The sequence below is a fragment of the Paenibacillus sp. VT-400 genome (genome assembly GCF_001029205.1).
GTDB lineage: Bacteria > Bacillota > Bacilli > Paenibacillales > Paenibacillaceae > Paenibacillus > Paenibacillus amylolyticus.
Genome location: NZ_LELF01000047.1, coordinates 438,650 through 459,633, shown reverse-complemented (window position 1 = coordinate 459,633; position 20,984 = coordinate 438,650). Strand labels below are relative to the sequence as shown.

General features: G+C 47.7%; 19 protein-coding genes. 17 read left to right on the top strand and 2 right to left on the bottom strand.

What is annotated here, in order from left to right:
• Positions 1 to 104: 104 nt before the first annotated feature.
• From EL84_RS04415 to EL84_RS04340, 16 genes are all read left to right on the top strand, one after another.
• Positions 105 to 1,424, top strand: a complete 1,320-nt coding sequence (locus EL84_RS04415) for an extracellular solute-binding protein (RefSeq protein ID WP_036671596.1) — start codon at positions 105 to 107, stop codon at positions 1,422 to 1,424.
• 38 nt (positions 1,425 to 1,462) lie between these two features.
• Positions 1,463 to 2,344, top strand: a complete 882-nt coding sequence (locus EL84_RS04410) for a carbohydrate ABC transporter permease (protein WP_036606643.1) — start codon at positions 1,463 to 1,465, stop codon at positions 2,342 to 2,344.
• Between the two features lie 54 nt (positions 2,345 to 2,398).
• Positions 2,399 to 3,262, top strand: coding sequence for a carbohydrate ABC transporter permease (locus tag EL84_RS04405; RefSeq protein ID WP_047841074.1), 864 nt, complete (start codon positions 2,399 to 2,401; stop codon positions 3,260 to 3,262).
• Positions 3,263 to 3,499: 237 nt separating this feature from the next.
• Positions 3,500 to 4,909, top strand: coding sequence for an MATE family efflux transporter (locus tag EL84_RS04400; protein WP_036671595.1), 1,410 nt, complete (start codon positions 3,500 to 3,502; stop codon positions 4,907 to 4,909).
• 262 nt (positions 4,910 to 5,171) lie between these two features.
• Positions 5,172 to 6,068, top strand: a complete 897-nt coding sequence (locus EL84_RS04395) for a helix-turn-helix transcriptional regulator (RefSeq protein WP_082218843.1) — start codon at positions 5,172 to 5,174, stop codon at positions 6,066 to 6,068.
• 85 nt (positions 6,069 to 6,153) lie between these two features.
• On the top strand, positions 6,154 to 7,005 hold the full coding sequence (locus EL84_RS04390) for an Rpn family recombination-promoting nuclease/putative transposase (RefSeq protein WP_047840846.1): 852 nt from the start codon (positions 6,154 to 6,156) through the stop codon (positions 7,003 to 7,005).
• A gap of 396 nt (positions 7,006 to 7,401) precedes the next feature.
• Positions 7,402 to 8,112 carry a response regulator transcription factor gene (locus EL84_RS04385; RefSeq protein WP_047840845.1) on the top strand — a complete coding sequence of 237 codons (711 nt, stop codon included), beginning with the start codon at positions 7,402 to 7,404 and terminating at the stop codon, positions 8,110 to 8,112.
• Complete coding sequence (locus EL84_RS04380; protein WP_047840844.1) at positions 8,109 to 9,614, top strand: sensor histidine kinase; 1,506 nt, start codon at positions 8,109 to 8,111, stop codon at positions 9,612 to 9,614. The genes EL84_RS04385 and EL84_RS04380 overlap by 4 nt, the downstream gene beginning before the upstream one ends.
• Positions 9,615 to 9,674: 60 nt before the next feature.
• Complete coding sequence (locus tag EL84_RS04375; RefSeq protein WP_053061382.1) at positions 9,675 to 10,781, top strand: hypothetical protein; 1,107 nt, start codon at positions 9,675 to 9,677, stop codon at positions 10,779 to 10,781.
• Between the two features lie 239 nt (positions 10,782 to 11,020).
• Positions 11,021 to 11,908, top strand: a complete 888-nt coding sequence (locus tag EL84_RS04370) for a rhodanese-related sulfurtransferase (protein ID WP_036606654.1) — start codon at positions 11,021 to 11,023, stop codon at positions 11,906 to 11,908.
• Between the two features lie 12 nt (positions 11,909 to 11,920).
• Positions 11,921 to 12,568 carry a helix-turn-helix transcriptional regulator gene (locus EL84_RS04365; protein WP_081745846.1) on the top strand — a complete coding sequence of 216 codons (648 nt, stop codon included), beginning with the start codon at positions 11,921 to 11,923 and terminating at the stop codon, positions 12,566 to 12,568.
• A 734-nt stretch (positions 12,569 to 13,302) separates the two neighbouring features.
• Positions 13,303 to 14,352, top strand: a complete 1,050-nt coding sequence (locus EL84_RS04360; RefSeq protein ID WP_047840843.1) for an ABC transporter substrate-binding protein — start codon at positions 13,303 to 13,305, stop codon at positions 14,350 to 14,352.
• A 185-nt stretch (positions 14,353 to 14,537) separates the two neighbouring features.
• Positions 14,538 to 15,398 (top strand): ABC transporter permease, encoded by an 861-nt coding sequence (locus EL84_RS04355; protein WP_047841071.1) that lies wholly within the window; start codon positions 14,538 to 14,540, stop codon positions 15,396 to 15,398.
• A gap of 2 nt (positions 15,399 to 15,400) precedes the next feature.
• Complete coding sequence (locus tag EL84_RS04350; RefSeq protein ID WP_047840842.1) at positions 15,401 to 16,195, top strand: ABC transporter ATP-binding protein; 795 nt, start codon at positions 15,401 to 15,403, stop codon at positions 16,193 to 16,195.
• Between the two features lie 192 nt (positions 16,196 to 16,387).
• Positions 16,388 to 17,566, top strand: a complete 1,179-nt coding sequence (locus EL84_RS04345) for a winged helix-turn-helix domain-containing protein (RefSeq protein ID WP_047840841.1) — start codon at positions 16,388 to 16,390, stop codon at positions 17,564 to 17,566.
• Between the two features lie 69 nt (positions 17,567 to 17,635).
• A complete protein-coding gene (locus tag EL84_RS04340; protein WP_082218841.1) occupies positions 17,636 to 18,982 on the top strand; it encodes an MFS transporter in 1,347 nt (448 codons plus the stop codon).
• Positions 18,983 to 19,098: 116 nt separating this feature from the next.
• On the opposite strand, the gene EL84_RS04335 is transcribed toward EL84_RS04340, so the two are convergent.
• On the bottom strand, positions 19,099 to 19,680 hold the full coding sequence (locus EL84_RS04335; RefSeq protein ID WP_047840840.1) for a hypothetical protein: 582 nt from the start codon (positions 19,678 to 19,680) through the stop codon (positions 19,099 to 19,101).
• Between the two features lie 30 nt (positions 19,681 to 19,710).
• Positions 19,711 to 20,244, bottom strand: a complete 534-nt coding sequence (locus EL84_RS04330) for a hypothetical protein (RefSeq protein WP_047840839.1) — start codon at positions 20,242 to 20,244, stop codon at positions 19,711 to 19,713.
• Between the two features lie 230 nt (positions 20,245 to 20,474).
• Here EL84_RS04330 and EL84_RS04325 point away from each other — a divergent pair, with 230 nt between their 5' ends.
• Complete coding sequence (locus tag EL84_RS04325; RefSeq protein ID WP_036606672.1) at positions 20,475 to 20,972, top strand: DUF6385 domain-containing protein; 498 nt, start codon at positions 20,475 to 20,477, stop codon at positions 20,970 to 20,972.
• Positions 20,973 to 20,984: the final 12 nt, after the last annotated feature.

Here is a 20,984-nt window from a genome sequence, read left to right as displayed (position 1 = left end):
GTGGAGTTTTTCCAAATTACTCTGGTCTTATAGGTGTGATAGGCCCGTGCTACAATTTGGTTAAAGCGGTTACATTAACCGAAAAAACCAAGGGGGTTGGAATAATGAGCAAAAAGACGATGGCCATTCTTCTGTCATGGACGCTGGTTCTCGCCGTAATTTTATCCGGATGTAACAGTTCAAGTTCGGATGAAGAGGGTGAAACAGGCAGCAACGGCACAGATGGGAAAGTAACCCTCAAATTCATGCACCTCTGGCCAGCAGGCAGTTCCGCACAGCAAAACAAACTGGTCAACGATATCATCAAGCAGTATCAAACGGATCATCCGAATGTAACCATTAAGCAGGAAGTGCTGGAGAATGAACAATATAAGAACAAATTGAAAATCCTGTCGGCATCCAATGAACTTCCCGATGTTGGTGTAACTTGGGCTGCTGGATTTCTGGAGCCTTATGTGAAGGGGAACCTGTTCGCACCGGTCGATGATCTGTTGAGTGACTCGCTGGGCGAGAAATTCATAGCCGGAACAACAGAAGCTTATGCGATAGACGGTAAAACATATGCGCTACCAATCGAGTTGAATATCTCCCCCATTTATTATAACAAAGCCATTTTTGCAAAATATAACTTGCAGCCGCCAGCAACGTACGATGAATTCCTGAGTGTGCTGAAGACACTGACAGAGAACGGTGAGGTTCCGATCGCACTGGGCAATAAAGACCGCTGGACTGGCTCGCTCTGGTATATGTATCTGGCGAATCGGTTAGGTGGAGATGCACTGGAAAAGGCGATCAATGGCTCTGGCAAGTTTGATGATCCTGCGCTGACTCAAGCTGCTGCCGAGGTACAAAAACTGGTGGATATGAATGCTTTCAACAAAGGTTTCAACGGGTTGTCTAACGATGAGGGTAAATCCGAATTCATGAACGAAAAAGCTGCTATGTATCTGATGGGTACCTGGGAACTGCCAAACTTTACGACCAACCCGGACATCCCGCAGGAATTTAAAGACAAGATCGGATTTTTCAAATTCCCAACGATGGAAGATGGCAAGAGCGATATTAACAGCTGGGTAGGTGGTCCAGGCGTAGGACTGTTCGTGGCCCAGAACTCCAAAGTGAAGGAAGAAGCGCAGAAGTTTGTGCAATACTTTGTGGAAAAATGGGGTGAAAGTTCGGTAACTGAAGCAGGCGTCATCCCGGCAACCAAAGTGGATACGGCGGCAGTACAGCTGCCACAGCTCTATATTGACCTTCTCAACGAATTGAATCAGGCCAGCAGCCTTACACTCTTTGCAGACGTACAGATGAAACCGGCAGCCGCTCAGGCACATCTGGACATGATTCAGGCGTTGTTTGGCAAAGCGGTAACACCGGAGGACTTTGTGAAGAATCATCAGGCTGCAATTGATAAAGGCAATTGACGTACACACGTTTGAACGCTTGAAGGGAGGATAATGTGATGGACAAAGTCATGTCCAACCGTCTCGTTGCTGCGTTGTACGTGCTTCCTGCACTGCTTCTGCTGCTGGTCTTGGTCTACATCCCGATCGTGCTCACCGGGTATTATGGGTTGATGCAATGGGACGGGATCGGTGCAATGACCTTTATTGGATTGGATAATTACGCCAGACTTCTTCAAGACGGAACATTCTGGCAGAGTGCGAACCATACTTTTTTACTTGCTTTGTTCTCTGCGCTGAGTCTGATCGGTTATCTGATGATCGCTTTGGTGCTGTCAGGCAAGATCAAGGGGGCCAATCTGTTCCGCAAAATATATTTGATCCCGATGCTGCTGTCTTCGGTCGCGATCGCCCAGTTATGGCTGAAGATCTATCATCCCAGCAATGGTGTGCTAAACACCTTTCTGGAAGCGATCGGCTTCAGCAATCCGCCAGCCTGGCTGGCGGAGCCATCCCTGGTGTTGTATGCACTGTTCGTGCCGATTCTATGGCAGTATGCAGGCTTCTATATTTTGATCTATTATGCGGCCCTCAAAAATATTCCGGAATCTCTGGTGGAAGCAGCCCGGATTGATGGAGCAAGCCCTTGGCAGATCGCTTTTCGAATCAAGCTGCCCCTTATTACAGAAGTCATCAAGGTGACTGTGGTACTGGCTGTGGTAGGCTCACTCAAGTATTTTGATCTCATCTACGTGATGACCGATGGCGGACCAAATGGCTCCAGCGAAGTGATGGCCTCCTATATGTATCGTCAGGCGTTTCGTAGCTTCGACTTTGGTTACGGCAGTGCTGTAGGGTTCTTCCTGCTCTTGATCTGTCTGCTGGTTACCTGGCTGCTTCGAAAAGCGACAGCATCCAAAGATACGATCCAGTATTCCTGACGTAAGTGAAATGAAAGGAGGTCCATCCCGGTGAAGACGGATACGGCCGTTAGATTGCCAACTTACCCGGGGACAAGCCGAGGTTCGGCATGGTTAAGGAGATTCGGATATATTCTGCTGTATTTCCTCTTGTCCCTGGTAGCTTTGCTTCAAATTTTACCCTTGGTATGGCTGCTGTTGTTCTCGCTTAAAAATAATCAGGAAGTATTCGACATGGCGCCTTTTTCCCTTCCTGCTACTCCGCGTTGGGAAAACTATGTCAAGGTATGGACAGAGGGAAATATCAGCTTGTACTTCTTCAACAGTGTATGGATTACGGTGGTCTCGGTGGTGGTCACCGTGCTGTTTGCCAGTCTGGTGACCTTTGCCATTACACGTATGCGCTGGAAGGGTCGTTCGCTGGTGCTGGGGCTATTTATGGTGGGTCTGATGATCCCTGTACACTCCACGTTGATCCCGCTGTTCAGCTTGTTCCTGAAGCTTCATCTCACAGATCATCCTTTGTCAGTCATCCTGTCTTATATTGCCTTTAATATGCCAATTACCATTATGATTCTACTTGGATTCTACTACGCGCTCCCCCGGGAAGTGGAAGAAGCCGCAGTGATGGATGGTTGCTCCGTGCATCGGATTTTCTTTCGGATTGTGCTGCCGATGACGTCTTCGGTCATTTCCACAACGGCGATCATTAACATGATCTATAACTGGAATGAATTCATCTTTGTTAATACGTTCATCAGTACAGATTCGTACAAAACCCTGACTGTTGGTGTACAGAACTTTATCGGTCAATATACAACGGATTGGGGAGCCATTGGTGCAACGCTGATGATTAGCATTATGCCAATCCTGATTGCTTTTCTCATCCTGAGTAACCGAATCGTGGAGGGCATTGCTGCGGGTTCTGTTAAAGGTTAAAAGTTTGAGGTTCCAAGGTCCTTCCATTACTTGCTTAAAAGGCGAGTTGGGAGGGGCCTTTTTTGTCTTCTAAAACCTCTGGCAAGCGTACGGAAGATGGGCTATATGAAAGCAGTGAAAATACCTATTTATGGAATTGCAAAAAACTTTCAACTATTTTCGCAAAACTACTGCATTTTCAAACCACCTGTGCTAACATACCCTAAGAATTAAAGCCCACATGGGAAAGGTGAGAAAATGACAGCAATATCCTCAACCAAAGAGTCCCTTCGTTCTGATGCCAAGGATCTGAATCTGATTCGACTTACATGGCCTATTTTCTTGGAACTCTTCTTATTTATGTTGATGGGGAGCGTGGATACGCTCATGCTCAGCTCGGTGTCCGATAATGCGGTCTCCGGCGTTGGAGCAGCCAATCAGATTATTTCTATCGCTATCCTTGTATTGGAAGTCATTGGACATGGTGCTGCGATTGTAGTCGCACAATATATCGGATCCAAAAAGTTAAGTGAAGCAGCGCAGGTTACAGGTAATGCGATCACACTGAATCTTATCGTAGGTCTGGTCCTGAGCGGAATCTTCCTTCTGTTCGGAGGACATTTGTTATCACTCTTGAACATTCAAGGCGAAATTTATGATTTTGCCCGTTCGTATATAAATATCGTTGGTGGCGGTATCTTCCTTCAGGCGCTCATTAATGCGCTGGCTGCGACGATTCGTACACATGGTTACACCAAAGAAACGATGTATGTTGCTGTATTCATGAACGTGATTCACGTTGTTGGTAACTATGCATTGATCTTTGGACACTTCGGCCTGCCAAAGCTTGGGGTGGAAGGGGCAGCGATCTCCACGGTGGGAAGCCGTTTTATCTGCCTGCTGATCTTCTTCTGGTTGTTGTATCGTGTGAGCGAGGTGCGGGTGGATTTTGAATACTACATTAAGTTGTCTAAGAAATTCATTGGCAAAATTCTGCGGATTGGCATTCCGTCTGCGATGGAATCCATGGTATATCATTCCTGCCAGCTCGTGTTCACGCTGTATGTGACCTATCTGGGCGCAGAAGCTATGGCAACCAAGCAGTATGCGGGTAACATCTCCAGCTATATCTACTTGTTCAGCATGGCGATTGGTATGGGGACATCGATCATTGTAGGTCGGCTTGTGGGTGCGCGGCGCAAAGACGATGCGTACAAACGTGTTTTTGACAGTGTAAAATGGGCACTTCTGGCTACGGTTATCATTGATGTAATCATCATTTTTTTCCGTGTACCGCTGATGAGCATCTTTACGGATAATCCGGAAATTATCAAGCTGGGGGCTCAAGTGATTCTACTCAGTCTGTTGCTCGAAACCGGTCGTACCTGCAATATTGTGATCATTGGTTCCCTGCGTGCGGCAGGGGATGCAAAGTTCCCGGTATACATGGGTCTGATCTCCATGGTCTGCATGAGTCTGCCGCTGGGATACCTGCTCATATTCAAGCTTCATCTGGGGCTCGCTGGTGTATGGCTTGCCATTGCGGCGGATGAGTGGACCCGCGCGGTCATTATGTACTTCCGCTGGAAGAGTAGAGCTTGGGAGAAACATGAACTGGTGGAGCATGATGACGAAGAGGTTGGTGCACAGCCGGTACCAGCTGTCTGACGAAGAATGTTGTGCAAATAGATAAAGCAAATAGATAAAGCAAATAGATAAATGAACCTGTTGTAAATCAATGAAGTGGCTCTAGAGTAGCGACAGGGCGGCGGGTTCCCAGAAGAGTCAATTACGGAAAGGATTCCATCCGTGATTGGCTCTTTTTGTCGTTCGGGATAGAGGCCAACCAAAGTGAAGATAGCAAAAATGATCAAAACGACGATGACATCCTTCACGTATAGTAAGGATATGGAAGGGGGCTTTACCTCAGTTGAGCCGTTACCGTGCAATGATTCAGCAAAGTTTGTTCTATATTGAGACTCATCTGCATGAGCAGATTGGGCTGGAAGAAGTGGCATCTGAGGCGTTGTTGTCGCCATATCACTACCATCGAATTTTCCGTAATGAGGTGGGCATGACCGTGGTGGATTATATCCGAAACCGTCGGATGAGTCTGGCGTCCACCACCCTCCGATCGACGGATGCGGGCATTTTGGACATCGCCCTGGCATGTGGTTTTGAGAGTCAGGAAGCCTTCACCCGTGCATTCCGCAAATTATATGGCATGCCACCAGGACGTTTTCGCAAATTGTTTGATCTGAAATTATTCGAAGGAAGAACCAGAGGAGGAGAATTACAGATGAATCAGACGTCAACAATTACAGGTTGGATGTTAACCGGAAGTCATCCGCAGAATTATGAGATGGGCATTGATCCGGCCGAAGTGCATCAGGGAAAAGCATCAGGATATTTGAAGGCCGTTACGCCGATGGAGCCTAACGAGTTCGCAACAATGATGCAACAGTTCAGAGCGGACAACTATGTGGGCAAGCGGATGAAGTTATCGGGATTCGTGAAGACCGAGCATGTGGATGCGTTCTGCGGATTATGGATGCGTGTGGATAATAACGTGCATGATGTACTTCAATTTGATAACATGCATGATCGGCCAATTACGGGTACGCAGCCATGGAATCAGTATAGTATTGTGCTTGATGTACCGGAGGGCAGTGCGGTCATTTCGTTTGGGGTTATTTTGAACGGTAAAGGAAAAGTGTGGGTCGACAGCTTCCGCTTCGAGGAGGTTGATCCGAACACACCGCTGACACATATGGAGACAGAGTACGAGATGTCGGACGAGCCTCTCAATCTGTCATTTGAGGAGTAAATGCAATTTAAGTGCAGATCCATTATCAAGCTGAGGCTATATGGGAATTATGATATAATGCTGGTGAGAATGGAGCTGATGCTGAGTGACGGAATTACTCGATCCACGAGTAGATTTTGTGTTCAAACGCATTTTTGGAAGTGAGCAAAACAAAGATGTTTTGTTAGCTTTTCTGAACAGCACGTTTATAGAGACCGGCGAATCTCCTCTTACGGAGATCACTGTGGTTAACACGTATACAGATAAGGATAGTCCAGAGGATAAACAATCCATTCTGGATATTAAAGCAAAGACGTTAGAAGGCAAACTAATTAACATTGAAATGCAGCTGTTTAACCCGTATAACATGGAGAAAAGGACGTTGTTTTATTGGAGTGAGATGTACTTTCATCAGATAAAAAAGGGTGAAAACTATAGTCTACTCAAAAAATGCGTGACTATTAATATACTCAACTACTCCTGTCTGGATAATGAGCGATATCACAATGTTTTTCATTTACGAGAAGATCATACAGGTATTGGTTTGACGGATGATATCGAAATACATGTGATGGAACTAACCAAATTGGATGAGTATTCTGTTCCGATGGAAAAAGGCGGACTCGTGAATTGGTTATTATTCCTTAAAGGAATAGATACATCAAACTGGGAGGTGCTGGCCATGAATGAACCGATGTTGAAAAAGGCGATGGATACGCTGGAATTTCTGAGTCAGGATGCGTCCACCAGAATGGCCTACGATGCTCGGATGAAAGCATTGAGTGACGAAAAATCAATGATTGAAGGCGCACGAGCTGAAGGTGCAGCCAAGGGTAAGTTGGAAGGTAAGAGAGAAATGGCCCGTGAATTACTTACACTTGGTGTAGATCTCTCTGCTATAGTTAAAGCATCAGGACTCTCCGAAGATGAAATTAAGAAGTTATTGCCTAAGCAGTAACATAAATTAGGAATCTACAGACCAAGGGCTAATCCAATCACGGGTTGGCTCTTTTTGTCGTCATTGGGGTATAAAGAAAGTAGAGCCAAGTCCAAGCTGAGAGGATGAAAGCTTCTCATACAAATTGCAAACTCATCCATAGCTAAATCGCAAAGACCTTGCTAACATAAATAAAAAAGAACTGAATATTTACACGAAAACGAAGAGTGCAGAACCAGTCTGAAGAAACGAAGTTCAAAGCTTTCTGTCAGAAAGCTACTTCGGAAGCATATGCTACGCCCTTTATCACCGGATTTCCCCTTTGGAAGAAGGGGATTAAAGAAATCTGGGGATAACAGCGATCAGAAGACGGTACTGCACTTGAAGTTATCTCGTGTAACGTAGAGGATGAATCCCATGAATAAAAAAGTGCTCGTGGTAGATGACGAATCAAGCATCGTCAGTGCCATTGCTTACGCGCTGCGGCGCGAAGGATATGAAGTAGATACTGCGAGTGACGGCGAAGAGGCCTTGGTTAAGGTCGCATCGTTTCACCCACAGGTCCTGATTCTGGACGTGATGATGCCAAGGCTTGATGGATACGGCGTATGCCGCAGGTTGGAGGACCGCGAGGATATCGGCATTATTTTGCTGACTGTCAAAAATGATATCGTGGACAAAATCGTTGGCCTGGAAATGGGCGCCGATGATTACATGACCAAACCATTCGAGATCCGTGAACTGCTCGCAAGGGTGAAAGCGCTCATGCGCCGTGTCGAGAAAAGCAGTCCACCACCTGACGATTCGAAGAATCAGGCCATCGTGAATGGCACACTGCGTATTCATGTTGCTCACCGCACAGTGACCGTGAATGAGGAGAAGCTGGATCTGACACCAAAAGAGTTCGACCTGCTGACCATTCTCATGTCCAATCCCGAGCGGGTGTACACACGAGACGATCTACTAGATCGAGTGTGGGGCATGGAGTATGCGGGTGGTACACGAACCGTAGACATTCACATCCAGCGTTTGCGCAAAAAAATTGGAGATACGGATCAGCAAAAATTACAGACTGTATACGGGATTGGCTACAAAGCATCTGCACCTGAAACAGGCGGGGCCATATGAGAGTCAGCATCAAGCTGAAGTTCAGTGTTTTTCTGGCAGCATTGCTTATCCTTACCGTGGTGGTGCTTAGTTCACTGGTCCTGCGCGGTATTGAACGCAATCAGCAGTCACAAATTGAAGGTATTTTATCACAGCAGACACGGCTGGTGAATCTGAATGTGCGACAGTCCTACTACACGGAGTCCGTTCATCTGGAACAGGACGTTTTTTTACAACAAAACGGCCGTAGGCTTGCACAGGAACTGGCCAACTCTACCGGATTGCCGATAGCGCTCTATGATATGAAAGGCCAACAAGTCGGTTCATCGATCAGCTCTGGGGAGAGTGCAATTGTTCAGGATACGCTCAACTATGCACTGCAAAATAAAATTGCCTATCATGAACAAGGGGATACCTTGCTCTACGCCGCACCACTGGACGGTCCGGATGGACAGATGGGGGCTGTATGGATGCAATATCCGGTCCAAAGCTACCATGAATTCTATACTCGCATCCTTCAATTGTTCATATGGGCAGGAATTACCGTTGTTGCGCTGAGCTTCATATTGGGTTATCTGTTCTACAATCGGTTTGCCGTTGCGATTACCCGACTGAAAAAGTCCGCAGATTCCATTCGCGAAGGACACTACATTACGGAGTCTCCTTTAAAGCGCAAGGATGAGTTGGGGGAGCTGGGGCAGGGCATTTATTATATGAGTACATCCATTCAGCAAAATATCACAGCCATGCATGCAGAGCAGCAGAAGCTGCAACTGGCGATTGAGAAACTTCAGGCGCTAGAACAGCAGCAGAAACAATATATCGGTAACATTAGCCATGAGTTCAAGACACCGCTGACATCGATCAAAGCTTATGTGGAGCTGCTCGACATGTATAAGGATGATCCGCAATTGCTTGATGATGCCACAAGTAACATTGGCAAAGAAACGGAGCGGCTGTACGAGATGGTGGAAAAAGTACTACATTTATCTGCCCTGGAGAAGTATGACTTTGAGAACCAGGCCGAAGATGTAGAGGTCAGCGCTCTGCTGAAGGATGCCTGTGGCCGGATGCGTGGGAAAGCGGAGAAGTTTGCGCTGAACATGGAACTGGATCTTGAACCGGCGGTGATCCGCAGCGATCGGGAGAGTCTTATGCATATTTTCATCAACATGCTGGATAATGCCATCAAATATAACGTTCCGGATGGTGTGATCCGGGTGAAGAGTGAACTGCGGATGCAGGAGCGTCAAGCGATCATTCGCATCTATAACTCGGGTACGCCAATTCCGGCAGAGGCGCGGGAGAAGATTTTTGAACCCTTTTACACCGTGAACAAAGACAGAGCCAGAAAAACTGGTGGAACCGGACTGGGGCTATCTCTCGTGAAGCAGTTTGTTGAAAAACAGGGCGGTACAATCACCCTGCTGTCGAGTGATCCAGAAGATGGGGAAGGTGTGACGTTCCAGCTCATGTTCCCTTTGGCTGATTCAAGTTTACAAGTTCGAAACAAGTCTGAATAACTTTGGAAGTATGCGATGTATATGCTTGGTCTATAGCAAGAGAAACCAGGGGGGACCATCATGAATTGGAAACAAGCAGCTATGGGCACGTTCGGAGCCATTGCCCTGTTAACGACAGCGGCATGCGGGGGAACAACGGAGCCGGGGGGCAACGCACAAGGCGGGAAAACGGGCACGGATATTACGGTAAAAGATAATACCAACACGTCCGTGTACCAGAGCTTCAAGCTGGAGAAAATTGATAAATTGCCGAATATGCGCGGGATCGCATGGCTAAGTGATGATTGGATTGTATCCGACAAAGAGAACAAGTCCTTGAAACCCGTCACGGTTGAAGGTCAGGAAAGATACCCGCATAACTTATATATGTATGATCTGACGAAAGGTACAGACACGCCGCTCAAAGAAAGTGAAGCCAGTCTGGGTGCACCGCTGGTATCACCGGATGGTCAGTACCTGTTCTACCGCGAGCCGGAGGAAAATACGGGCAAAGGCTACTTCCTGAACCTGCATAACGGGGAGACAACCCCTGCGGGCAAGGAGGATGGATTTATCCAAGAGGGCGCATGGCTGGATAATGAACATGCCGTTTTCCCCAATATGAAGGGTGATCTGATCTCGGCAAGTGTGGACGGTACAACAAAGGTACTGGTGGAAACAGGTAATTTCAATGTACGGAGTATCAAGGTGTCAGGCGATATGCTCTATTATATTACGGGCGAAGATGGCCAGTTGAATGCATACGATGCGAAGACGGGTGAAGTGAAACAGGTGCTGAAAAGTGTGGAGTGGGTCATCCCATCTAATGATGGAACAAGGCTTGCGATTGTGAAAAGAACAGCGGATACCAAACGGGCGCTGGTACTCACCGATCTGGAAGGTAATGAGAAGGCCACGCTCGCCAGAGGCACGCAGATCTTCGGTACCAGTTGGTCGGGTGATGATTCCAAGATTGCATACACCATCAATTCTGAGAATGATAATGAGAAAGGGCTATTTGTCTCCAACACAGAGTCGGCAGAACAGTTCCAGATCTCGGCCGATATGGACAACGCTTCTGACCCACTCGCCTGGAGCCCGAAAGGAAATAAAATCCTGTTATCACAGGCGGTATTGGAGAATGAATCGTATCACTTTGTAACCTCGGTCATTACGATCTCGGAATAGGGTGAATGGTGCAGAAAGATATGTTCCATATCTTTCATGCCTTTCTATACATTTATATTGACTAAGCTGTTCCGCTTCCGATAAACTAGAATGCAGGAATAAAAGTCGAATGTCAGGCAGCAGTTCGAGACGATGTTTCGGACGGCTGTTTATTTTCTTTTTAACAGTAAGGGTGCAACGTAGTCGTCTTGCCGGATGATCCGGCTAATAACAACATGGAATAGGAACAGGTGATATACATGTGTAACAGCGCGTACCGCGTGCTTTTATATTATAAGTTCGTGAAGATTGAAGACCCCGAGACGTTTACACAAGAGCATCTGCAATACTGTAAGGACCTTGGTGTGAAAGGCCGTATTCTGATCGCATCCGAAGGCATTAACGGTACGGTATCCGGAACGCCAGAACAGACGGAACAGTACATGAAAGATATGCTGGCTAATCCGCTGTTCAGCGACATGGTGTTCAAGATTGATGATGTCGAGGAGCATGCGTTCAAAAAAATCTTTGTTCGTCACAAAGCAGAGCTGGTAACCTTCCGTGTGGAAGATGAACTTGACCCAAATGTGACTAGCGGCAAACGCCTTTCGCCGAAAGAGTTCCATGAACATCTACAACGTGATGACGTTATCGTTATCGATGGTCGCAATGATTATGAATACGAAATTGGTCATTTCCGCGGGGCCATCCGTCCAGATGTGGAGTCGTTCCGTGAGTTTCCGGAGTGGATTCGGGAGAACCTGGGTGACATGAAAGACAAAACGATTATTACCTACTGTACTGGCGGCATTCGCTGCGAGAAGCTGACCGGGTTCATGATCAATGAAGGATTCCAGGATGTGGCTCAATTGGACGGCGGTATTGTCACGTACGGTAAAGATCCGGAAGTACAAGGCCATCTGTTCGATGGCAAGTGTTACGTGTTTGACGAGCGCATCTCTGTACCGATTAACCGGACAGAAGAGGATATTGTCATTGCTAGCTGTTATCACTGTGGAACGACACATGACCGATATATTAATTGTCCAACCTGCAACCTGCAGCACGTAAGCTGTGAGGATTGCGAAGAGACGCATAACCGCTTTTGCTCGGATGCCTGCCGGGAGGCAGCACCGGTACACGCATAAGCAGGAGAGCAGGTGCTGATCGTGAAGCGCGAAGAGGAACGAACGACGCGTGAACGGATTTTGTTCATGCTGAAGCAGCAAGGTACATTGACCGCGAGGGAAATGACAGCTGATCTGGGTCTGACCGGCATGGCCATTCGCCGTCATCTGACGGCACTGGAGCAGGACGGCTGGATTGAGGTTCGGGAGGCCCGGGCTACGGCCGGACGTCCGTCCTCGGTGTACCAATTGACGGTACGCGGGGACAGCTTTTTTCCAAAATCATATTCCTCCCTTACGCTGGAACTGCTTGAAGAATTGTCTGACTCAGCCGGGAGCGGTGTGGTAGATGCATTGTTCGAGAGTCGCCGGGACAAGCTGCTTCGCAGCGGATTGCCACAGATGGAGGGCCAGGATCTGGCTGGACGGGTGGAGGAACTCGCTCGAATCCAGAATGCCAACGGATATATGGCGGATGCGTCCAGAGAAGACGATGGAACCTACGTCATTACGGAAATGAACTGCCCGATTGTACAAGTCGCGAGTGTCTACAAGCAGGCTTGCCGCTGTGAACTGGAACTGTTTCGCTCGCTACTTCAAGCTGAGGTAGAGCGCACAGAATGTTACGCCGATGGCGGCAAAAGGTGCAAGTATGAGATTCGCGAAGCGTCGGGGAATTAACTGGGTGAGAGTTTGAAAAAAAAGATAATAAAAGATATTCAAAGTGTAAAGAAGAAGAGATGGTATCGAGTTTCGTCGAGGCCATCTCTTTTTTTATATCCTGCGTTACGTGAAACTGTATGAAAGAAATTTCTCTAACGAACCCTGTAGACGCTATTTTCCTCTCCAAAGATCTTTTCAAAATTTAACGAATCGTAAAGGCGCTATTTTGCTTAATTTGGCCGATTCTCGGTATCGAATTCTAATATTAGAATGAATAACAAGTGTGAGGTTCGTTAGGATTTGCATATCGTGATTATTCCCCCAATAAGATGTCTCGGGTTCGTTAGCATTGGAGAAAGGGCAATTTTATTGTTTGGCGCTAACACGTTGGCTTGGTGCAGCTGGTCAACGTGAAGCGCTAAGCACATTACAGCTTCTTGACGAGCCATTCGCATAACTTGCGGGTTGCTTTTTTTTCGTTATGTAATGTTTTCTATCACAACCATATGATGAAAGTAAATTGGAAGCGGTTCAACCATTGACGGATATCGGGACGCCCCTTAATATTAGGGGAACAATAAAACACCAACACGGGTCATGGACTTCAGTCGCATGAGAAAAGTCTATATTTGTCTGCTTTTGTCGATCAAAGCAACAATGCGTTGAAGCGTTTGTTTTGTCCCGCCCTATCGTGTCAATGGAATCTAGATAAGGGTAACCACATTTTATAAGATGGAGAGGGGTTCTCACACATGAAAAAGAAATTTTGGATGTCACTGATGATGGTTGCTTCAATGATCGTTGCAGCAGGTTGCGGAAATAACAGCGGTACAGGCTCGGAATCCGAAGGATCGGGGACTACAACAGGTGGAGGCAGTGAGGAAAAATCATATCAGATTGCCATCTCACAGATTGTTGAACATCCATCCTTGGATGCTACACGCGAAGGTTTCATCGCAGCCCTGAAGGAAGCAGGCATTGAAGAGAACAAGAACCTCAAAATCGATTACAATAACGCGCAAGGTGATTCGACGAACAACTTGTCCATTGCACAGAAAATCTCGGGTGATTCCAAAAATGACCTCGTACTCGGAATCGCAACACCATCTGCTCTGGCGCTGGCTCAACAAGTGAAGGACAAGCCATTGCTGTTCGCAGCGGTAACGGACCCGTTGGGTGCCAAGCTGGTGACCGATATGGACAAGCCGGGCGGCAATGTTACAGGTGCATCGGATACGAATCCGGAGGCTATCGTACAATTGGCTGACTTTATCGCTAAAAATCTGCCGGATGTGAAAACGGTAGGCTTGGTCATTAACGAAGGTGAACCAAATGCGGTGGTTATGGCAGATAACGCTGAAAAAGCGCTCGCAACACATAATATCAAGCTGGTGAAAGCACCAGTTACGAATACATCTGAAGTAAAACAGGCAACGGATTCTCTGGTTGGCAAAGTAGACGCCTTCTACATCACGCTGGATAATTCTGTCGTGAGTGCGGTGGATACGATCATCCAAACGGCCAACAGTAATAAAATTCCGTTCTTCTCCAGTGATCGGGATACCGTTGAAAAAGGAGCTTTCGCAACCGTTGGCTTCAAATATTATGACCATGGATATCAGGTGGGTGAGATGGCCGCGGACATTCTGAAAAATGGTACAAAACCTGGTGATATGAAAGTCACCGTTCCGGACAAACTGGATCTGATCCTGAACCTGAAAGCAGCTGAAGCCCAAGGTATCACGGTTACGGATGAGATGAAAGCGGAAGTAAAAGACCAGGAAAACAACATTATTCAATAGAATTAATATAATGAGTTATGAGATTGATTCAATAATCTGACCGGAATGTAATCCGGCAGTATGGATGCGAGGCGAACGTGCAACGGGTTCGCCTCATTCTTTTCGATAGACAGGGAGGAAGTAGTGTGAGTATAAGCTGGAATTCAATTGAAGGGGCGATCGAGCTGGGGCTTTTATATGCACTGATGGCACTTGGTGTATATATTACGTTCCGCATACTCGATTTTCCTGACCTTACCGTAGACGGAAGTTTTACAACAGGAGGCGCAATCGCGGCGGTTATGATCTCCAATGACTTCTCTCCTTGGCTAGCCTGTTTGGCGGCAATGGCTGGCGGCATGGTGGCTGGGGCTTGTACAGGTCTGCTTCATACCAAAGGCAAAATCAACGGATTATTATCCGGGATTTTGATGATGATCGCGCTCTACTCCATTAATATGCGTATTCTTGGCGCACCGAATAAATCCATTATGGGTATGGATAATCCATTCTCAGGTGAGCATGTCATGGTGTTAATTATCATCGTGGTGCTGGTGTTTAAAATCATGCTTGATCTGTTCATGAAAACAGATGTTGGACTGGCACTCCGCGCGACAGGTGATAACAAACGTATGATTCGCAGCTTTGGTGCAAATACGGATGTGACTACGATTGTAGGGGTCAGCTTATCCAATGGATTGGTTGCCCTGTCCGGTGCATTTATTGCACAGCAATCAGGTTTTGCAGACATCACGATGGGCATCGGTATGATCGTTATCGGACTGGCTTCCGTGATTATCGGTGAGGCCATTCTTGGAGCAAGAACGGTATTCTGGGCTACACTTGCAGCGATCGTTGGTTCAATCATTTATCGGATTGTGGTTGCGCTTGCCCTTCAAGTCGAATGGTTTGATACATCTGATCTGAAGTTGATCACCGCGGTGATCGTTATTATTGCTCTTGTATTCCCAACGATGCAACGCTCCATGAAGCAGCGTAGTCTGGCTCGCAAACGAACGGAAGAGTTGATGCGATCCGGGGGTCAACAGGCGAAGGGAGGTATGTGATCATGCTGGAGATTACGCAAGTAACCAAGCTGTTCAACCCAGGTACAACGGATGAGAAGACCGCGCTGGTCGGTGTGAATCTGACGATGAATCCGGGAGACTTTGTGACGGTGATTGGCAGTAACGGAGCGGGTAAATCCACGCTGATGAACATCATTTCGGGTGTGATGAAGCCGGACATGGGTGATGTGCTGATCAATGACCGCTCCATTAAAAACCTGCCGGAGCATAAACGTAGCAGCTGGATTGGCAGGGTATTTCAGGACCCGATGGCAGGAACAGCACCACATATGTCCATTGAAGAAAACATGGCGATGGCATACAAACGTGGCAAAGGACGCGGACTGGGCTTCGGAGTTACCCGTGCCAGACGGGAGATTTTCAACACGCAACTGGAGAAGCTGGGAATTGGACTGGAAAAGCGGCCGAATGCAAAAGTGGGTCTCTTGTCTGGCGGGGAGCGCCAGGCACTTAGCCTGTTAATGGCTACGTTTACCCAGCCGCAAATTTTGCTATTGGATGAGCATACGGCAGCCCTTGACCCATCACGTGCCGAACTGATAACGGAACTAACGGAGACACTTGTGCGTGAGATGAGACTTACTACATTGATGGTGACGCACAATATGGAGCAGGCCATTCGTCTGGGTAACCGTCTGATCATGATGGACAAAGGCCGAATAATTCTGGATGTCAGCGAAGAGCGCAAGCGTACGTTGACTGTCTCTGAGTTGCTTGGTGAATTCGAACGGATTAGCGGCAAAAAAATGGCAGATGATCGTGTCGTGCTGGGTTAAGACAAGGGAACACTTGTTGGAAGAACAGCTATACGTACCGTAATCCACAATCTAAGCCATCTATAAGTTAGACGATAAAAACCTTTTGCGTTCTCGCAAAGGGTTTTTATGGTATGTTGAACACGTTGAAAAAATGGAATGAATCTATACGATTTCGGATCAGCGAATTATACATAGTAGGAGGAACCAGGCATGTCTTTGCAATTGGATGAAGGGACATATACGGTCACGCGGCGTACAGAGTCCATTCGCCTGCTCGCCAAGGAATTTGCACTGCTGCATTTTCTGTATGAAAACAAGGAGAAAGCCTTCACCCGCAGTCAATTGCTGGATCGGGTATGGCCGCTTGAATATCCGGTTGAACGCACTGTGGACGATCATATCTATCGCCTGCGCAAGAAGCTGAAACGCTGGGACGAGATCCGTCTGGATACAGTACGGGGCTACGGATATCGACTTGCTGTGCATGAGAACAAGTCCGCTCTACCCGCTAGCCCATCTGCTCAGGACCCAGAAATGCAGGAGGTCATTCACGGATTACTTCGTAAATATCACTTGTTTGGGCAGGGAAACGCCATACAGACCCTGGTTCAACAACAGGAGGCACTTGGCATTCAGATTGCCCCTTATTATCAGTTGTATATCCGTTTTATACAGGGGGATCTGGAATGGCTGATTACAACAAAGGAAATTCCCTTTGAGGAGCGACTATATTGGCTACTGATTTTCGTGCACCCCCTGATCGAGCCAGCGGATAGTATTCAGTTGTATGAACAGGCGCTGAATTCAGCTGCATTGTCTGCCGATCAGCTTCGCGAACTCCGTATTCTGAACATCGTTGAAGTCTATGTAGAGGTGGGCCAATATCAACGTGCCAAAGAGCAGCTGGAAGAAACATATCGTGTAATAGACACAGATGAGCTCAAGAATTTCAGACTGCCTGTAGCACTTGCAGCGTTGTATGTGGAACTGTGGGGTGGCAACGGCGAAGCTGTTGAGGCTCAGATGGCAGTCCTGCGAGCGGGATTGAAGGATGCACCCTATCTGCGAGAGATCGGACGTTTTCAGGTGATGGAAGGATTATGGTTACTTCGGCAGGGACGGATTCGTGAGGCAGAGTTAAGAATGGATGACGGTCTGGATGTATTGAAAATGTCGCTGAATGCACCGCTGTATCTGAATGCGGCATTTCAGATTCTCCTATTCCTGGGTCATCATCGAATTGAAGGCAGAATTCGCAGTAAATATCGTCAAGTGTATGGAGAGATCGGCAAAAGTTATGGTGTACCCGCATATGGACAACAAATTGTAGATGAAATACGTAACTTTTTATCTCCTACTTCCCCATCCTCTGATCTTCCTCTGATATAACTCCTTTATGATTACAGCCAAGGAACATACAGACCACAAGCGGCTGTAATCAAGGGAGGAAGTACATGTATGACCGTCATTTCAAATGAACCCACATCCAATGAATCCACCGAATCACCCGCCTCATCTGCGGAATCTTCCAAAAGCTTATGGACCAACCTCCGGTTTGTCCGCATGTTTATCGCATACTCTCTGGCTACGTTTGGAGATTGGTTCGATGCACTCGCCATCCAGGTGATGGTGGCCTACCGCTGGGGCGCCGATCCACTGATCATTGCACTTATTCCTGTATGTATGGCTGTCCCGGGTATACTGCTTGGCTCCTTTGCAGGTGCCCTGGCTGATCGACTGCACAAAGTAAAGATCATGATCCTGTGTGATGTGATCACCGTGGGATTAACCGTTGCTATTTTATTCGCACCAAGCCCGGCTTGGCTGCTTCCACTTCTTGCCCTGCGGGCCATGATGGGAGTTTTTCACGTTCCAGCTCAGCAGGCGTTAACCCGCCAGGTGGTGGCAGAGGAGCATCTGTTTCAGGCATCGTCCCTAAACGGTTTTGTGAGCCAGTGTTCGAAAGTGGCGGGACCACTTCTGGGTGCAGTCATTTTGGCCTTCTTTTCACCACAAATCTGTATTGTCATTAATGCCTGTACCCGCCTGTTGTCAGGTGCGGTATTATGGCCCTTGCGGCGTTTGGTGGAGAAGTCGGAATCGGTTGAATCAGACGGGAGTGCTACTAGTGAAAAAGATGGATCGGAATCTTTGTTCTCCCAGTGGAAGCAAGGCTGGCGTTTTATACAGAGCAGTCGCACCGTGCTGAGTACGATTTTGTTCGGCTGTTTTGGACTCATGGCCATTCTGATGATTGATTATCAGTTTACGACTCTGTTTCGGGAGATCAAGCCAGGTAATGAATCACTGCTCGGATGGTTGGGGTCGTCGGCAGGAGCCGGGGCAGTTTTCATCATTTTGTTGTTAAATCGCTTGCCTAGAATTGAGTATGGGTGGGGACTGGGTGGAGGATATCTGTTCGTGGGTGCCGGAATCGCTGCGCTGGGGTGGATCGGCCCACAAACACCCGAAATTTGGGTCATTATCTGGGGCCTCTGCATTGGGCTGGGTAATGGGCTCTTTATGGTAACTCTGAATTATTTGCTGCAAAAGGAGACCCCTCCTGCCTATGTAGGGCGCGTCTTTGGCATTCAAAATTCACTATCCAGTGTTGTACTGGTTGTAGCTCCACTTGCAGGTGGAGCGCTCATTCGAGTTGCAGGGCCGAGCCCCACCTTTCAATATATCGGTCTCGCTACGCTGGTAATTGGTCTTGCCGGCATTCTTCTACAGCGCATTTTGTGGGAAGGGAAGCAGCCTCTCGTGTCTGAAGCAAAAGAGATCATTCCGCAGGAATCGGCCTGACAGCCTTGTCCGGACCATTTTTAATCATCCATCTACAATATAAAGAACAGCCGCTTTCGGTACTCATCCGAAGGCGGCTGTTTGCACGTTGCCTTTGTTATACATCGTTGAACGAATCATACTTCCCACCAAGCAAAATAAGCAGTGGAGGCCATCAGTCCACCAACCGAAAGTGATCCGTTGACAGAGAGGTTAATAGCTTGACCCGGAGGAACCACGTAACGGCCAAATTCATTGGACAGAAACGGCCCTGCTTGAAGGGGCATAGCCATCAATGGCGCCGCTCCTGAAGGTGTAGCAGCAGAGAACCGTACCGTGGCTACGCTGGTATTGCTGCTGGAAAGATTGCTGTTTACCGATGTGAGTGTGGTGGGCGATGTCAGTGTTCCATTAGCGCTCAGACTCATGGAACCACTGAAGGAAGATAACAGATTGAGTGAGACCGTAATTCCACCAGAGAGCCGCGATACGTATAGGGTTTTCCCGCTCCCTGCGGGATTGGCCAATTGTACGGTGGCGATCACCGTTCCTCCCAGCAACCCCAGTGTTGTGGAGTTGGTGGAACCTGCGTTGTACAGATTGCCTGTACTGCCAGCATTATTCTCCGGAGGTGCAACAATGCCGGGAGAAATATACGTGTTGGTGTTGGACGTATAGACGGGCTGGCTTAACGGATTGAATACATTATTATTTGGCACAGTGTGCACCTCCTTTTATCAGGATCAAACTCAGAATTCCCACCAGAACAGATTAATGGCTGCGGTCTGATTCCCCGTGCCTACGCTAATGGATAATGTTTGTCCCGGTGGAACAATAATGGAGCCATTCAGACCCAGTGAATACATTCCTGCAGTGAGCGGAATACTTGCAATGCTCGTGAAGGTTCCCCCCAGGGTACCTGTATTTTGTCTTGTGGTAACTACACTGGCGTTGGTATTTCCAAGTAACGTATTGACGGGCACTGGTGTGCTACCAACAGTCACGGTTCCTCCTGAATAGATAACAAGAGTAGCTGCCGCTGTTGTGCCTCCTGTGAGGCTGGATATACGTATTGTTCGGCCGCTGCCAGCCGCATTCAAGATCTGTAGAAGAAGATTCTGGTTGGAAGGAATTAAGGTATTGTTGGTCGTTAGGGCAAAAAAACTGCCTGCAGCAGCTGCACCGCTGTCTGGTGACGCTTCAATGCCCGGGGCTGAGAAGGTATTGGTCAGTTGAGTAAACAGGGGACGATTAGATTGGTTGAATACATTATAGTTGGTCATCTCATCCACCTCCCATAGACCAGATTAACTTATAGAGGTTGTTCAAAAAGTCCGCTTATGATTACGAAGGGTGCCTCTTGATTCGCATTTCATTGTACTTGCAGTGTATGTGAAAAGAAGCAAATGGATTGGGGACTGAGCCGTATATCTGGAAATAACGGCGGTTGCCGTGCCCGTATATCCAATCCGGGCATACGATGCGTAAGCACATTTTTTAAGGGGAAATCGAGATGAGTCGAACAGCAAAGCAAAGCAAGAAGAGAACGAAGCAACCAACTAAATATGTCAGTCGCCGTCGCTCCCGTCATTCCTGCCGCGCTAAATTGCTGAAACCCCCTTGTTCCCGGATTACTCGTCCCCGGTTCAAGCAGGGTGCTTCCTCACGTACGAAACTCCCTGGTGCTATTCATTGTTTTACAGAGCATACGTATGTCGGAGCCGAAACCAGTAGCAGCATGGATTCACTCCCGGCACAAGACACCTCATCACTCAGCATGTATACCTATGGCGTTGTGAATCGGGGCAAACATCCGGCTATTGTACAGATCCAGATCAGCCCCAATGCCGTGGATTATGCTGTGGACAGCCAGGAGGTGGTCGCGGGAGGCCAGACCAAAGCGCTGGTACCATTGCGATTTTTGCACTATACCCGGCTTGCAATTCGATCCGTTGAACCGGATCAGCCGACCCGGCTCGATGTTTACTTTCAGGCGCAGCGTATGCCATAAGGGAGTATGATC

Excerpts from the sequence above, each read along its gene's own strand:
- EL84_RS04415 (WP_036671596.1), top strand. The coding sequence starts at position 105 with ATGAGCAAAAAGACGATGGCCATTCTTCTGTCATGGACGCTGGTTCTC.
- EL84_RS04410 (WP_036606643.1), top strand. The coding sequence starts at position 1,463 with ATGGACAAAGTCATGTCCAACCGTCTCGTTGCTGCGTTGTACGTGCTT.
- EL84_RS04400 (WP_036671595.1), top strand. The coding sequence starts at position 3,500 with ATGACAGCAATATCCTCAACCAAAGAGTCCCTTCGTTCTGATGCCAAG.
- EL84_RS04385 (WP_047840845.1), top strand. The coding sequence starts at position 7,402 with ATGAATAAAAAAGTGCTCGTGGTAGATGACGAATCAAGCATCGTCAGT.
- EL84_RS04380 (WP_047840844.1), top strand. The coding sequence starts at position 8,109 with ATGAGAGTCAGCATCAAGCTGAAGTTCAGTGTTTTTCTGGCAGCATTG.
- EL84_RS04375 (WP_053061382.1), top strand. The coding sequence starts at position 9,675 with ATGAATTGGAAACAAGCAGCTATGGGCACGTTCGGAGCCATTGCCCTG.
- EL84_RS04370 (WP_036606654.1), top strand. The coding sequence starts at position 11,021 with ATGTGTAACAGCGCGTACCGCGTGCTTTTATATTATAAGTTCGTGAAG.
- EL84_RS04360 (WP_047840843.1), top strand. The coding sequence starts at position 13,303 with ATGAAAAAGAAATTTTGGATGTCACTGATGATGGTTGCTTCAATGATC.
- EL84_RS04355 (WP_047841071.1), top strand. The coding sequence starts at position 14,538 with ATGGCACTTGGTGTATATATTACGTTCCGCATACTCGATTTTCCTGAC.
- EL84_RS04350 (WP_047840842.1), top strand. The coding sequence starts at position 15,401 with ATGCTGGAGATTACGCAAGTAACCAAGCTGTTCAACCCAGGTACAACG.
- EL84_RS04345 (WP_047840841.1), top strand. The coding sequence starts at position 16,388 with ATGTCTTTGCAATTGGATGAAGGGACATATACGGTCACGCGGCGTACA.
- EL84_RS04340 (WP_082218841.1), top strand. The coding sequence starts at position 17,636 with ATGACCGTCATTTCAAATGAACCCACATCCAATGAATCCACCGAATCA.
- EL84_RS04330 (WP_047840839.1), bottom strand. The coding sequence starts at position 20,244 with ATGACCAACTATAATGTATTCAACCAATCTAATCGTCCCCTGTTTACT.
- EL84_RS04325 (WP_036606672.1), top strand. The coding sequence starts at position 20,475 with ATGAGTCGAACAGCAAAGCAAAGCAAGAAGAGAACGAAGCAACCAACT.